Raw genomic sequence first — 14,100 nt, forward strand, 5'->3', positions numbered from 1 at the left:
TTTCGCTTTCTTTCGATCGTCAGTTTAATTCGGCGCGAGGGTCGAAGGCATCGCGAAGACCGTCGCCAATGAAGTTGATTGCAAGGACGGCAAGCACCAGAAAGCCGCCGGGAAACAGCCACTGCCAGGGATATTGTTCGAGCACGGCAGTGGAGCGGGCGGCATTCAGCATGTTGCCCCAGCTTGCCGCCGGCGGCGCAATGCCGAGTCCGAGGAAGGAAAGGCCGGCCTCGAGCAGGATGGCATTGGCGATCTGCAGCGTCGCGAAGACGACCAGGATGTCGATCGAGTTCGGCAGGCCGTGGCGGAAGAGCAGGTGCGGCAGACCCGCTCCCATGCCCCTTGCCGCCGTCACGAAGTCACGCTCGCGAAGTTCCAGCAGCCGCGCGCGCACCATGCGCGCCAGCAGCGGCCAGGAGAGCAGCGAGATGACGAAGACCGTTGGCCAGATGCCGGTGCCGGCGATCGAGGCGAGCACCAGCAGGAAGATGACCGGCGGCAGCGTCATGACAAGATCGACGAAACGCATGGTGACGGCATCCGCAAAGCGGCCGGCAAGCGCCGAGACCGCGCCGACCAGGAAGCCGATGACGGCGGAAATGACGGTCGAGGTGAGGGCCACCAAAAGCGAGATCCGGCCGCCGTCCATGACGCGGGCAAAAATGTCGCGGCCGACGCCATCGGTGCCGAACCAGTGTCTCGGTCCCGGCTGCGCATTCATCGCCAGCAGATCGATGTCGTTGGGTTTGAAGCTCCACCACAGCGGATAGGAAAGGATCGCCACGATCACCAGCGCGATCATGCACAGGCCGGCGAAGGCGGCCCGGTTGAGCAGGAAGCGATTGAGGGAGCGTGCGATCGGGCCCGGACTACGGGCAGGGTTTGGTGCCGGCATCGCTCAGCCCACCTTGATCCGCGGATCGACCAGCGCATAGGCGAGATCGGTCAGAAGGTTGACGGCGATGACGCAGGCGCCGATCACGAGCGTCGAACCCATGATGACAGGATAGTCGCGGCCTTCCACCGCATCGACCATCAGCAGGCCCATGCCGGGCCAGTTGAAAACGCTTTCGATGAAGATCGCGCCGCCGATCGCAAGGCCGATGGTCGAGCCGATCAGGGTGATGACGGGAAGCAGCGCATTGCGCAGCGCATGCTTGGTAATGACCCAGAATTCGAAGACGCCCTTGGCGCGCGCCGTGCGTACATAGTCCTGGTTCAGGACCTCGAGCATGGAAGCGCGCATGTAGCGCATGATCAGCGCCGTCTGCGCCACGGCCAGCAATGTCGCGGGCAGGACGAGGTGATGGAGGAGGTCGGCGACGGAAAATTCCCGACCGGGCGTCAGCATGCCGCCGGAGGGCATCCAGCGGAAATAGACCGAAAACAGATAGAGGCCGACCAGGGCGCTCAGAAAGGGCGGGCTGGATATGCCGGTGACCGCAAAGACCGACAAGGACAGGTCGGCGATGGAATTGCGGCGAACCGCGCTGACGATACCGGTCGCGATGCCAGCGACGATCGCGATCGCGATGGCCGATTCCATCAGCAGAACCGTCGGGCCCACCCGCGAGAGCACGAGGCCGAGCACAGGCTGATCGGGCCGTTTGATCGAATAGCCGAGATTTCCCGTCAGCGCTTGCCCCAGCCAGGCGATATACTGCACCGGCAGCGGCTGATCGAGCCCGAGTGTGACGCGCAGTTCCGCAAGATCCGACGCGGACATCGGCACATTCGGGTCGATATAGGCGTCGATCGGATCGCCGGGGGTAAGGCGCAGCATGACGAAGATCAGCATGCTCAAGGCAAAGAGCATGCCGACGCCGATCAGCAGGCGCCGGAGACTGTATCGCAGCATTGAAATTCGTTCCTGTGCGGGGCGGACAGGTTCGCCGACCTGGCCGCCCTTGGCTTCCTCAGGATGCGCTACGCCCTATTCGGCGATCGCCCATTTTTCCGGATGCGCCTGGTAAGGGCCGCCGCCTGGGGCGGGCGTCCAGATGAAGTTCTTGAGCTTGGAGGAGGCGACGCCATAACGTTTCGCCACCCACAAGACCCCAGGGCAATTCCTTGTTCATCACCTTGCAGACCTCCTGGTAGCGGGCCTCGCGCTTTGCGGCATCCGTCTCGCCGAGAGCTGCGTCGAGAGCGGCGGTCAGCACCGGCATGCGCACGCGGGCGACGTTCGGGCCGGCCGGCGGGATCTGCTTCTCGTTGAGGCCGACATTGATGCTGCCCGGGTCGGGGCCGTTCTGCAGGCCGGCATAAACCATCTGGAACTGCGCGACGTCGGGCGTCGGGTTGAGCACGATGCTGTTATAGGTCGGCGTGTCGACGGCGCGCGGCGTGACGTTGATGCCGACCTGGGCCAGCATTGCCTGGACCGCAGCCATGACATTGGCGGCAAGCGGCGTAGTGTAATAGGTCAGAAGCGTTATCGGCTTGTCGCCGTTGATCTGATCCCAGCCGGCTTCCTTCAGCAACTGCTTGGCCTTTTCCGGGTCGTAGGCATAGGCCTCGATGCCCTTCGGCACCACCTGGTCGGCGATATAGGCGCAGTTTGCCGGTTTGGCGGCGCCGCCGTAAAGGCTCTGGATGATCGCGTCGCGATTGATCGCATACATCACCGCCTGACGCACCCGGACATCCTTCCAGATCGGTGCGTCATGGTTGAAGCCGAGATAATTGACGACGAAGGAGTTGCCTTCGATGACGCGGAAATCCTTGTTGTTGCTGAAGGCGGTCAAATCGTTCGAATCAACATAGGTGAACTGGATCTCGCCGGCGCGCAGTGCGGCGATCGCCGCAGCCGGATTGGCGAAATAGCGATTGATGATCTTTTCCAGCGACGGTTTGCCGCCCCGGTAGTCGGTGTTGGCGGCAAGTTCGACATATTGATCGGTGACATATTTGCTGAACTTGAACGGCCCGGTGCCGATCGGCGCAGTCGACCACCAGCTGTTCTTGGCGAGCTGGTCCGCCGGGATCTGCGACAGCGCGTGCTCCGGCAGCATCATCACCTTCGTCAGCGTGTCCATCAGGCTTGCCGATGGAGCCGACAGTTTGATGACCAGCGTCTTGTCGTCCTTGGCCTCGGCCGAGGAAACGGCGTTCAGGCGAGCCGCCAGAACCGAGCCGGTCTTGGCGTTCTTGGCAAGCTCGATGGTGAACTTGGCATCCTTTGCGGTGAAGGGTTTGCCGTCATGCCATTTCGCGTCGGCGAGCCTGAACGTGTAGGTCATCTGGTCGGGACTGACCTCATAGGATGAGGCGAGCTGGCCGACGACTTTCTCGAGCTTCTCGTCATAGGTCACCAGCGGCTCGAAATAGACGTTGAGCCAGGTGAAGCCACCCGTCGCGGCGAGAGGGTTGAAATTGCCCTGGAAACCGCCGGGTCCGACATCGAAGCCGCCCGACAGCGTGGCGGCCTGGGCCGGGCCAGTGACGGCCGGAATGGCGGTCGTCGCCATCATCGCAGCAAGCGCGATGGTCGACGATAGTCTGAACAGTCGTCTCATTGTGTTCCTCCCACATTGACACTTTTCTTGTTGGCGGCGATCACTCGGGAAATTCCGTCGTAATGGCGGTCCAGGCGTTTCTGCGCTTCCGCGACGTCCTTCGCCTCGATGGCATCGACGATCGCCGCGTGATCCCTCCAGGTCGCGACAGGATCGACATTGTCGAGGTTTACGAAGTCTGATGCCTTGTAGAAGGCGAGCCAGAACACATCGATGAGCCTGGCAAGGGTCTCGTTGTTCTGGCAGCGGAACAGCAGGGTATGAAAAAGCTGGTCTTCGTCGGCAAAGGATTGACCACGCTCGGCATGAACCCGCATGCGGTCCACCGTGGCGCGCAGCTCGGCAATATCGTCGTCGCCGATCATCTCGACCGTCTTGCCGATCAGGCCGACTTCCAGGGTCCGGCGGATCTCGATCACTTCCTCGATCTGGCGCAGCGCGCCGCCGAGGCCATAGGCGAGATTGTCGAGCAGCGGCTCGAATGAGAAGGCCTTGACGAAGATGCCGATGCCGCGACGCGATTCCAGCACACCCACGGATTCCAGTGCCTTGATGCCCTCACGCAGGGAATTGCGGCTGACGCCGAGCTGGTTCGCCAGCTCGGATTCGGCCGGAAGCAGCGTGCCGGGCTTCAATCCGTTGTCGCTGATATAGGCCCGCAGGCTTTCCTGCACGGAAACGTGGAGCAGAGGCGCACGGGTGAGGGGCTTCATGGATTTCAGCGACATTCCGTTCTCATTCGGTCTGCAATGATGTAAAAACATATCCACTTGTAGGATATCCGTCAACCGACTTTGATCCCGACATCGCCGCGGACTATTAGGGTCTTCGGACACTTCGTCTTCGCGATCGGCACCAATGAGGAGGCCGTGCGGCTGTCGGGACACCAGCCGAAACGCTACAAGATTGCGGTATTCAAGATTTCAGGCCTGACCGCCGGCATTGCCGCCGGTTGATGCGGATGCTCGAGACCCGGTGACCGGTTGCAAGCTCTAGCCTCTGAATCGCAAGACGCCCTGCGAAGTGAAGCAGGCCGTCAAACTCCTGCCACATGCCCTGCATTAATTCGGCGCGATGGCGTATTTCTTAAATCGGAATTGATTTAAGGATAGGCCATGCAGCAACTCAATGGGTTCCCGCATTCCTTGCGCCTCTGAGAAGATGCGCCGTGCCCAGGTAATCGCGCCGATGGAGATCCGATGCCCGCAATCCTGCGAAAGAAATCTCATGGCGTCTCCACGCGGGAGCAGGTCATCGACGGTGCTGAGGATATCGGCGTCTCCTATCAGGTGTTTTCCGATACGGTGGTCGAAGACGTCGTCGTCAAGAACTCGCCGCGCGGCTTCAAATTTCACAACGGCAAGAACCTCGTCGTCAGGCGCTGCGAAACGGACAATGTCAGGGGCGACGGCATCTATCTGACGAAGACGTCGAACGTGCTTCTGGAAAACAACCGCATGGGCGCCGCGCCGGGCGAGGGCGCCGATTGCTGCCAGTTCGCCTATCAAAACAGCGACGACAATATCAGTTCCGATATCGTGATCCGCGGCAACCTCTTCCTGCAATCGCCGACGAGCAGTTCGAACAAGGGCGCGCTGGTCTGTGATAAAACCCGGAGATACCGCGTCGAGTACAACTTCATCGGCGGCAAGAATTTTTCCTTTTCGTCGATCGGCGATAATGCCGTGGTGCGCAGCAACATCATGCGCGACGGCAGGATGAACGATTATTCCTTCGGTTACGGCATCGGCGACAAGGCCGATCATGCCGGTCATCACCTCTATGACAACTGGATCGAGAACAACAATCGCGGCATCAGCCTGAGCGGCTTTTCCGACCAGGAGCGGGCATTCCGCAAGGACATCGATATCCATGACAACATCATCAGCGCATGCGACGTCGCCTTTTTCGCCAATCGTCCGTGGTCGGGCAGCCTCCGGCGCAACATATTCATGCGGTGCCGGCAGGACATCCTATTGAAAGGAACGGGCCAAGCCACGGCCGGTGAGATTGACGGCAATTATCATAATGACGGCAGCTTTCTGAACGTTACGCCGCCGCCGCTTCGCTTCAATGCCGACGGCAAAGCCTCCGTCGCCTCGGGTGAATGGACATCCGAACCCGATGAAATCGTCATCCAGTGGCGCGACAAGGGCATCGACATATCAGGCGCCAACCGGCCTTCCATTGCCGTCGAGCCCGGCATGGAATTGTCGTGCGTGCTGCTGGCGCGCAAGGGCCGCAATTGGATGCTGGCGATCGCCGAGACAGCCTATGACGAATTCACGCCGCGCGCATGGCAGGAAAAAAAGCTGCCCTGGCAGAAGCGGTATTTCTCGATCTGAACGGCGCCGCGCGCAACCGCTGATCACCCGGCCCGGAACCAAAGACCGGCTTTGCCGTTGATTGCCATGTCCCACCGTGTCGGGGAGACAGGACCGTCATGGCACGTCAGACATTCTGGAAGGGTTATCTCAAGCTCTCGCTCGTCACCGCCTCCGTCTCGCTGACGCCGGCGACGACCGAAAGCAACAAGGTGCATTTCCACGTCCTCAATCGCCAGACGAAAAACCGCGTCGAAAGCCGCTATGTCGACAGCGTGACCCATAAGCCGGTCGCCGACAGGGACCAGGTGAAGGGTTATCCCCGCGGCGAGGGCGACTATGTTCTTCTCGAAGACGAAGAGATCGAGGAAGTCGGGCTTGAAAGCACCCGCACCATCGAGATCGACAGTTTCGTGCCGCGCGGCTCGATCGACTGGATCTGGTACGACAAGCCGCATTTCCTGGCGCCCGCCGACAAGGTCGGGGTGGAAGCCTTCTGCGTCATCCGCGAGGCGATGAAGGCGAACGACGTCGTCGGCATTGCCCGTCTGGTCCTCTATCGCCGCGAGCGTGCCGTGCTGCTGGAGCCGCAAGGCAAGGGCATTATTCTCTGGACCCTGCGTTATGGCGACGAAGTGCGCGAACCCTTTGCCGAGATCGACGATAAAGCAAAGATCGACAGCAAGCTTTTGACGCTGATGAAGCAGCTGGTAAAGGAAGAGACCAGGGATTGGAGCCCGACCATGGTGCAGGATCCGATCCAGAAGCGCCTGAAATCGATGATCCGCGGCAAGCAGAAGAACCTGAAGAAGGCCGCACCGGCCAAGAAACCGGCGCCGGTGAAATCGACTGGCAAAGTCATCAACATCATGGATGCGCTGAAAAAGAGCCTGGCGGAAGAAGGGGAAAGGAAGCCGCGTTAGAGGACATCTGCGAAGCGTCTTTAAAGCTGGAGCGGTTCTTGCGCTTCGCCTGACAGGATTCGAGAGCCATCTCAGCCTGCCTTCTTTTTCTGGCTGTCGCTGCGGGCCGGCGCCTTCTTCTTTGCCGGCGTTTTCTTAGCCGCACCCTCACCGGTCATCTTGGCGCTCTCGCGCAGCGCCTCCATCAGGTCGACGACCTTGCGTTCCGGCGCCGGCTTCTTCTTCGGCGGCTCCCGGCCCTCGATCTTTGCCTTCACCAGTTCGACGAGAGCAGCTTCGTAACGGTCCTCGTAGGCGCTCGGATCGAAACTGCCGTGCTTGGTCTCGATGATATGGCCGGCGAGTTCAAGCATCTCCTTGTCGAACTTGATGTCGGGAATGTCCTTGAAGACAGTGTCGGCCGAGCGCACCTCATAGTCGAAGTTGAGCATGGTCGCGACGATGTGGCTGTCATGAGGCCGGATCAGCAGCGTCCGGTTGCGCTTGAAGAGCACGGCTTCGGCAAGCGCTGCCACCTTGCCGTCGCGCATGCCCCGGACGATCAGCGACAGCGCTTCTTCGTCATGTTCGTCGACGGGGGCGAGATAATAGGGACGGTCGAAATAGAGCTTGTCGATACCGTCATAGGCAATGAAAGCCTTGACGTTGAGCACCTTGTCGCTTTCCGGCATGATCTCGGCGATCTCGTCGCCTTCAATGACGATGTAATCGCCATTCTCCATCTGGTAGCCCTTGACCTGATCGTCCCGCTCGACCGGCTTGCCGGTCTCGCTGTCGACGAATTGCCGTTCAACCCGATGGCCGGTCCTGCGGTTGATGATGTTGAAGGAAACGCGGTCGGAGGAGGAAATGGCGGTATAGAGCCCGACGGCGCAAGCAAGGTCGCCTACCTTCAGATGACCTTTCCAGCTTGCTCGCGCGGCCATTCCCCTTCCCCCTTTGCAAATCAGAGCCGGCCGTTGCTTTTGTCTGTTTCGAGCTCCTGAAACGCCCAGCCGCCGTCGGGTGAGGGATAAGCCAGCAACGCGTCGCCGTCGCCGATTTTCTGACGTGAAGCAGCATCCTTGGCGTGGACGATCGCTTCTTCGGCCGTCGCATAGGTTTCCGACAGAGTCTCGCCGAGCTTGTAAGCCCAGCCATTGTCGTGCGGTACAACCTGATAAGTGATATCGGCCATTTCGGATCTCCTCTTCTTAAATTCGTGATGTCGGCGAAAACCAGGCACGCTTCGCCATCACGCTCTAGTTGTGGAGCCTCAACAGGTTGTCCTGGGTAAGAGCGAGCCTAGTGATTGGTGGTTTTGAGTTTAGACTTCCGTGAGGCCTGTGCCAATTGTAGCGATGAAGCCATCGTGGCAGTTCGGCGGCGCGCATGTCCGAGTTGGGATAGGCGACGGCGTAGGCCCACTCTCTGAGGGCGGTCTGGATGAAGCGTTCGGCCTTTCCGTTGGTTTTAGGCGTATATGGTCTGGTGCGAACGTGCTTGAGGCCGTTGTCGCGACAAGCTTGGCCGAATGGCTTTGATGTGTAGCAGGGACCATTGTCGGTCATGACGCGCTCGACCGCGATCCCGAGGCTGGCATAATAGGCCAATGCCGCCTTCAAGAAGGCCACGGCGCTTTCTTTCGTCTCGTCCGGCAATATCTGTGAGAAAGCGATGCGAGAGGCATCGTCGATGGCCACATGAACGCATTCCCAACCGGCGCCCCAACTCTTGCCTCTGCGCGAACTCTGGCGAGTGCGATCGCCGGTGATGCGGTGGCCGACCTCATGAAACCGGCCGAGCTTCTTGATGTCGATATGAATCATCTCGCCGGGAGCCTGGCGTTCATAACGACGCACAGGCTCGGCCGGCTCGATATCCTTGAGGCGGGAGTGGCCTGCGCGCTTGAGAACCCGGCTCACCGTCGCTGCAGATACACCGGTTTCGATCGCGATGTGCTTGCCAGTCAGGCGCTGGCGGCGAAGCGTGATGATGCGCTCCGCCAGCGCCTGACTGGTCTGCCGGGGCATGGCATGAGGTCGGGAGGAACGATCGAGCATCGCCTCTCGACCACCGGCCTTGAAACGCTCGACCCAACGGGCGACGATCTTGGCCGCGACGCCATAGGCCTGTGCTGCCTGAGCCTGGGTCAGATGCCCTTCGATAACAGCAAGCGCCATTTGTTCCCGGCGCAACGGCGTCAGTCGGGCATTCTTATGAATGTTCATTCGCGGCGATCCTTCCGACTCGAGGTGTGATAGCTCCAGTCTCCTAAATCCGCTTTGAATGGACAACCTCCCGAAAGCTCACATCTAGTTCCGATTTGGTTTACGCCTTTCGTCGAGCGCGATGATTTTTTCCAGGGAGGCGATGTCCTCGCTGGTAACCACGGGAACCGGATCGGCCGCAATCGCCTCCAGCACTTCCTGCGAAATGGCGCCGTTGCGGATCGCCCATTCCAGCGTCTCGCGCGTTTCCCGCTCGGCCTTGAGTTGTGCATAGAGGGCGATGATCAGCCGGTCGCGTGCGTCCATCCGCCGGCCCTGACGATCCATGCTGCGGACATGCGCCATTGCGATGCACCTTTGTCACTGGTTTCGTACAGGTGTAATCAACTGATGACGGATGGAAAGGTTCCGTTGCCGAGCGTCGCCGCGCCGTTGCAGGCCGAAGCGCAACTCGCTATCTCTGTGAGGCTATTGTCAGAGGATTTTTCATGGCCGATCTGAAGCCTCGCCCCCGTCCGACAGGCGCTGCCGCCACCCTCGGCCGCACCGGTTTTCCGCATGTGACTTCCACCACCAAGGGTGAAATCGATATCGTCACTGCGCCGTCGCAGCCGGGCTTCAGCCCGCTCGACCTGCTCTATGCCTCGCTCTCTGCCTGCCTCGTGCTCAGCGCCCGCATTGCCGCCAGCCAGATGGGCGTTCTCGACAGGATCAGCGAGATCGCTGCCGACGTCACTGGCGAAAAGGCGGAAGAAGGGCTTTCACGCGTTGCCAAATTCAACATTGTCTTCTCGATCACGGGCGATATCGACGAGGAGACTCGCCGCAAGATTGTCCATGCGGCTGAAGATGAGATCTGCACGGTCACCAACACCATCCGCGGCAATCCTGAATTTTCGACGACAATATCAGCACCGCATTAATCCTACACAATTATTATAGACAATTGCCGGGCGAGGATTGCGCTAGGAATGTCCGGCTTCTATGTTTGGCCATCGAAGCAAGATCCGGCCACCATGCAGTCCAAGCCCCTGCCGACGTCAAAACAGCCCGTCGTCGCCATCATCGGCGGTGGCGTTTCCGGTGCGGGCGTCGCCTATCATCTCGCCCGGGCGATGGGCGGCGAACATCCCGTGATCGTCGTTTTCGAGCCGCGGGCGGAGCTCGGCCGTGGTCTTGCCTATGACACGGACGATCCGGCCCACCGCATCAATGTCCCGGCCGCCAAGATGAGCCTGCAGCCTGACGACCAGGGTGAATTCCAGGCCTGGATCGAGGCCCGGGACGCAGTCGCCTGCGACCCCGAGGCAAGACGCTCCGACGGCCAGATCTTTCCCCGGCGCCGGCTCTTCGGCGATTATGTCGCCTCCCTGCTGAAGCCGTTTCTGGACGACGGCAGCGTGCGCCATCGCCGCGCGGCGGTGAGCCATGTCGAGCGCCGGGCCGGCCGTTGGTCGATCCGCGACGAGAAAGGCGGCGTGACTGAGGCCGATATGGTCGCGATCGCCACCAGCCATCCGCCGCCGGCCGCTCCCGGCCGGCTTGCGAGCCTTCTTGCCGCCCACCCCCGTTTCGTCCCCGACACGACGAAGCCGGGCGCGCTCGACGTCATCCGTCCCCACGACCGGGTGCTGGTCATCGGCAACGGCCTGACCGCCGCCGATGTCATTGCCTCGCTTGCCGAACGCGGACATCACGGTCCGGTGACGGCGATCTCGCGCCGCGGCCTGCGCTCGCGCGGCCATCCGCCGGTGCCGCAACCGCTCTTCGGCGATTTCCTCTCCGATGCGGCACACTCCGCCGTTTCGCTGTTGGCCGAAATCCGCGCCGCCATCAGCGCCGCGAAAGCGCAGGACATAAGCTGGCATGGGGTGATCGATCAGGTGCGGGCGCAGGGCTATGATCTCTGGCAGGCGCTGCCGGTTGCTGAACGGCGCCGTCTTGCCCGCCATCTGCGTCCCTATTGGGATGTGCATCGTTTCCGCATCGCACCGCAGGTGGAAGCCGTGCTCGATGTGGCGATTGCTGCCGGTCGCCTCGAAATCCTTGCCGGTTCCGTCGCCGATGGGCGCATCGAAGGCGAACTCATCCTTTGCACCCTGCAGCCGCGCCATCGCGGCCAGCCGCTTGAGCGGATCTATGACGCTGTCATCGTCACCACCGGTCCGGCCCATGGTGGCATTCTCGAAACCCAGCCCTGGCTCGCGGCGCTCGCGGCAGACGGCCATTTGTCGCTTGACCCCACCGGTCTCGGCCTTGCCTGCACCGAGCGCTCGGAGGCGATCGGCCCGTCGGGAACGGCGGATCCGTCGCTGTTGATCTCCGGTCCGCTGGCGCGGGGCACATTCGGCGAGTTGATGGGACTGCCGCAGGTGACCGAGCACGCCTTCTTCATTGCGGCCGAAATCGCCGCAAAGCTGCGACTGGCTGACACAAAGACGCATCCGACCTGATTTTCCGTTTCGATGTCGTTCTCCGACTGTCTCAGGCAATCGACTTCTGCTACGCAGTCCGAAGTCAATGGCCCGGCCTTCGGGCAATCAGAAATATCGAGACCATGTCGCAAACCGCTTCCACCCTTTCCGAAGCCTCGCCTTCCAATCGTCTCGCTCTTGCGGCGCTCGTTCTCGGCGGCGCGGCGATCGGCGGCTCGCCGATCTTCGTGCGGCTTTCCGAAGTCGGGCCGATGGCCACCGCCTTCTGGCGCGTGGCGCTGGCGCTGATCCCGATCTTCATCGTCTCGCTCATGAAGAAGGATGCGGGGCCGAAGCCGCAAAACCTTTCCGATTATGGCATGCTGGTTCTTCCCGGCGTCATGCTGGCGCTCGACCTTGCCGCCTGGCACCTTTCGCTCACCATGACCTCGGTCGCCAACGCGACGCTGCTTGCCAATCTCGCGCCCGTTTTCGTCACGCTGATCGCCGTCCTGGTTTTCAGGGCGAGAACCAGCGGCGTCTTCCTGTTGGGGCTGCTTCTGGCACTTGCCGGGGTCGTTATTCTGAAAGGCGGTCCGGCAGGGCTCGGCAATGGCGATTTAACCGGCGACGGCGCCGCGATGATCGCCGCCTTCTTCTATGCCTGTTATATCCTGGCGATCGGCAGGCTGCGCAGCCGGTTCGATACGATCCGCATCATGCTGTGGAGCACGGCATCGGCTGCCGTCTGCATCTTCCCGATAGCCTTTTTCTTCGAAGGTCAGATGCTGCCGGCGACCCTCTACGGCTGGTCGATCCTCTTCGGCCTCGCCTTTATCAGCCATGCCGGCGGGCAGGTGGCGATCACCTATGCGCTGGCCTATCTGCCGCCGGCCTTTTCATCGCTGACGCTGCTGCTGCAGCCGGTCGTGGCCGCGATCCTCGCCTGGGCGCTGCTCAATGAGGCGATCGGCACGATGCAGGCGCTCGGCGCCGCAGTGGTGCTGGCCGGCATCATGGTCGCCCGAACGTCTCGCTCGTCGGCTTGACGGCTTGCTGCTCCAGCGGCGGTGTCTCATCGCCCATTCTCTGGAGCAGCCACTTCTGGATGATCGGCACATCGGCATCACCGAGGTCGTGACCGCCCGGGATGACGTCGGAATCGACGGTGGCGCCCGAACTCTTCAGTCTCTCCTCGAGTTCGCTCGCATATTGGCCGTAGGCATCGGTCTTGCCGCTGATGACGAGCAGGTCCGTGCCCTTCAGATCGGCATGCGGGAAGTCGCTGAGTACAGGCATGGAGCGCAGCAGCACCGCCTTGTGAACGAGGTTCGGGTGCAGGTAGAGCAGCGAGTTCAATAGGTTGGCGCCGTTGGAATAGCCGACATAGACGATCTTCTTGGGGTCGAGCCCGTAAGACTTGACGGCGCCGTCGATGAAGGCCGCAAAGGCCTCCGCCTCGGTCTTGATGTCGTCCTGGTCGAAGGAGAAGGGTGTGATGCGCTTGTACCAGCGCGGAAAACCCTCTTCCGTGGCACGGCCCCGCACGCCCATGAGGGTTGCACGCGGCGCCGCCTTGTTGAGCAGCGGCATCAGCGTCGTCTCATTGCCGCCCGAGCCGTGCAGCAGCACGAAGACGCTGCCGTCTGGATTCGGCGGCGTGTAGAAGCGATGGACGAAGGGCAGCTCGCGATAATTGACGCGCGGCTGGCCGGGCATCGAAAATTGCGGCAGCACCACCTTCAGCTCGTCGAGATTGGTGATCGCGCCGGGCGGCGCAAAAAGCTTCGTTCCGAGTGCGGCTTGCTCCTCGTCGACAGTCATGCCCGGCTTGTCGGTCGCAAGCTCTACCAGCGTACCACCCGGCTCGCGGGCATAGAGTGAACGGAAATATTTGCGGTCATGCATGTTGGTCGGCGACGCATTGGTCGCCTCCAGGGCTTTGCCGACCGATAGCAGCGTCTCCTCGTCCGGGGCGCGGAACGCGAGGTGATCGACGGTGCCGGTGCCGGGCGCCCCGGACCAGAAGCCGCGTGCATCGCGCACGTCGATAATGTCGCCCGATTGCGAAACCAGCCTGTCGATCGTGCCGCGATTGGCCTGGAAGCGGTAACCGAAATGGCTCTCGAGAAAGCCCCGGCTTTCGCCAGGCTTCTCCGTCAGCATGGTCGCGCCGCGCACGCGCTGGACTGCATGTTCGACCGGGATCGAGGCGCCGTCCCAGGCGGCGGGCGATGTGAGGTTCTTGGCGCCGGCGAGCTTGAGGATGATATTGTCGGGATCTTTCAGCCTGAGAACAGGCTCGCCGAATTCGTCGGTCGGTCCCTCAGAGCGCAGGCCGAAGCTCATGGCGCGCGTCAGCCAGTAGCCGATGCTCGCCGGATCGATCGCCAGCGAAATCTCGCTGATCTGGCCGTAGCCTGCCCGGCCGGGGGCGCCGTCTTCCCAGACGAGGAAGGTAAGCAGCGAACCCGGCGTTCCCGCCGCATCGCCATAGAGCAGATGGAGCTGCATCACATCTTCGTAACCGGCCGTCTGCTTGACGAGCCGCATGCCGAGAAAGCCGGCGTAAAAGTCCACGTTTGCCTGCACCTTGCGGGTGATGGCCGTCACGTGATGTATGCCTGATACCATCGAGAGCAGTCCTGATTGAAGCGGCGTCGTCAGGAGCGCGAGTATGAAAGTTGCAAAGATCATACCGTTGCCAATGA

The 14,100-nt window shown here is 61.4% G+C and carries 13 protein-coding genes and 2 pseudogenes; 6 read left to right on the top strand and 9 right to left on the bottom strand.

All coding sequences use genetic code 11. The annotated features are described in order from the left end of the window. Positions 1–19: 19 nt before the first annotated feature. The 4 genes and pseudogenes from N2597_RS01215 to N2597_RS01230 form a co-directional block, all read right to left on the bottom strand. Entirely contained in the window at positions 20–895 is an 876-nt protein-coding gene (locus N2597_RS01215) for an ABC transporter permease (RefSeq protein ID WP_183600080.1), read from the bottom strand. Between the two features lie 3 nt (positions 896–898). Further along, positions 899–1,858: an ABC transporter permease gene (locus N2597_RS01220; RefSeq protein WP_183600078.1), complete on the bottom strand. Its 960-nt coding sequence runs from the start codon at positions 1,856–1,858 to the stop codon at positions 899–901. Between the two features lie 75 nt (positions 1,859–1,933). After that, positions 1,934–3,518, bottom strand: a pseudogene (locus N2597_RS01225) (ABC transporter substrate-binding protein). Continuing rightward, positions 3,515–4,246 carry a FadR/GntR family transcriptional regulator gene (locus N2597_RS01230; RefSeq protein WP_183600076.1) on the bottom strand — a complete coding sequence of 244 codons (732 nt, stop codon included), beginning with the start codon at positions 4,244–4,246 and terminating at the stop codon, positions 3,515–3,517. The pseudogene N2597_RS01225 and the gene N2597_RS01230 overlap by 4 nt, the downstream one beginning before the upstream one ends. A gap of 96 nt (positions 4,247–4,342) precedes the next feature. Between N2597_RS01230 and N2597_RS01235 the strand changes: the two are divergent. The 3 genes and pseudogenes from N2597_RS01235 to ku (N2597_RS01245) form a co-directional block, all read left to right on the top strand. Then, positions 4,343–4,468 (top strand): annotated as a pseudogene (locus N2597_RS01235) (ABC transporter permease subunit); the annotation flags it as partial. Positions 4,469–4,717: 249 nt separating this feature from the next. Continuing rightward, positions 4,718–5,863, top strand: coding sequence for a right-handed parallel beta-helix repeat-containing protein (locus tag N2597_RS01240; RefSeq protein WP_183600074.1), 1,146 nt, complete (start codon positions 4,718–4,720; stop codon positions 5,861–5,863). A gap of 98 nt (positions 5,864–5,961) precedes the next feature. Beyond that, positions 5,962–6,765: a non-homologous end joining protein Ku gene (gene ku, locus N2597_RS01245; protein ID WP_183600072.1), complete on the top strand. Its 804-nt coding sequence runs from the start codon at positions 5,962–5,964 to the stop codon at positions 6,763–6,765. Between the two features lie 71 nt (positions 6,766–6,836). On the opposite strand, the gene ku (N2597_RS01250) is transcribed toward ku (N2597_RS01245), so the two are convergent. From ku (N2597_RS01250) to N2597_RS01265, 4 genes are all read right to left on the bottom strand, one after another. Next, positions 6,837–7,691, bottom strand: a complete 855-nt coding sequence (gene ku / locus N2597_RS01250) for a non-homologous end joining protein Ku (protein ID WP_077992586.1) — start codon at positions 7,689–7,691, stop codon at positions 6,837–6,839. Between the two features lie 20 nt (positions 7,692–7,711). Beyond that, positions 7,712–7,942, bottom strand: coding sequence for a DUF2188 domain-containing protein (locus N2597_RS01255; RefSeq protein WP_096763638.1), 231 nt, complete (start codon positions 7,940–7,942; stop codon positions 7,712–7,714). Between the two features lie 64 nt (positions 7,943–8,006). Further along, on the bottom strand, positions 8,007–8,975 hold the full coding sequence (locus N2597_RS01260; RefSeq protein ID WP_341356216.1) for an IS481-like element ISRel2 family transposase: 969 nt from the start codon (positions 8,973–8,975) through the stop codon (positions 8,007–8,009). 84 nt (positions 8,976–9,059) lie between these two features. Further along, on the bottom strand, positions 9,060–9,320 hold the full coding sequence (locus N2597_RS01265; RefSeq protein ID WP_077992582.1) for a hypothetical protein: 261 nt from the start codon (positions 9,318–9,320) through the stop codon (positions 9,060–9,062). 143 nt (positions 9,321–9,463) lie between these two features. Here N2597_RS01265 and N2597_RS01270 point away from each other — a divergent pair, with 143 nt between their 5' ends. The 3 genes from N2597_RS01270 to N2597_RS01280 all read left to right on the top strand — a co-directional run bounded on the left by N2597_RS01270 (position 9,464) and on the right by N2597_RS01280 (position 12,438). Continuing rightward, entirely contained in the window at positions 9,464–9,898 is a 435-nt protein-coding gene (locus N2597_RS01270; protein WP_077992580.1) for an OsmC family protein, read from the top strand. Between the two features lie 48 nt (positions 9,899–9,946). After that, a complete protein-coding gene (locus tag N2597_RS01275; RefSeq protein WP_183597524.1) occupies positions 9,947–11,428 on the top strand; it encodes an FAD/NAD(P)-binding protein in 1,482 nt (493 codons plus the stop codon). 104 nt (positions 11,429–11,532) lie between these two features. After that, on the top strand, positions 11,533–12,438 hold the full coding sequence (locus N2597_RS01280; protein WP_183597522.1) for a DMT family transporter: 906 nt from the start codon (positions 11,533–11,535) through the stop codon (positions 12,436–12,438). Here the strand turns inward: N2597_RS01280 and N2597_RS01285 are convergent. Next, positions 12,404–14,086 carry a VOC family protein gene (locus tag N2597_RS01285; protein ID WP_210281876.1) on the bottom strand — a complete coding sequence of 561 codons (1,683 nt, stop codon included), beginning with the start codon at positions 14,084–14,086 and terminating at the stop codon, positions 12,404–12,406. The genes N2597_RS01280 and N2597_RS01285 overlap by 35 nt on opposite strands. Between the last annotated feature and the right edge of the window lie 14 nt (positions 14,087–14,100).

It is taken from the genome of Rhizobium sophoriradicis (assembly GCF_025200795.1).
GTDB classification, from domain to species: domain Bacteria; phylum Pseudomonadota; class Alphaproteobacteria; order Rhizobiales; family Rhizobiaceae; genus Rhizobium; species Rhizobium sophoriradicis.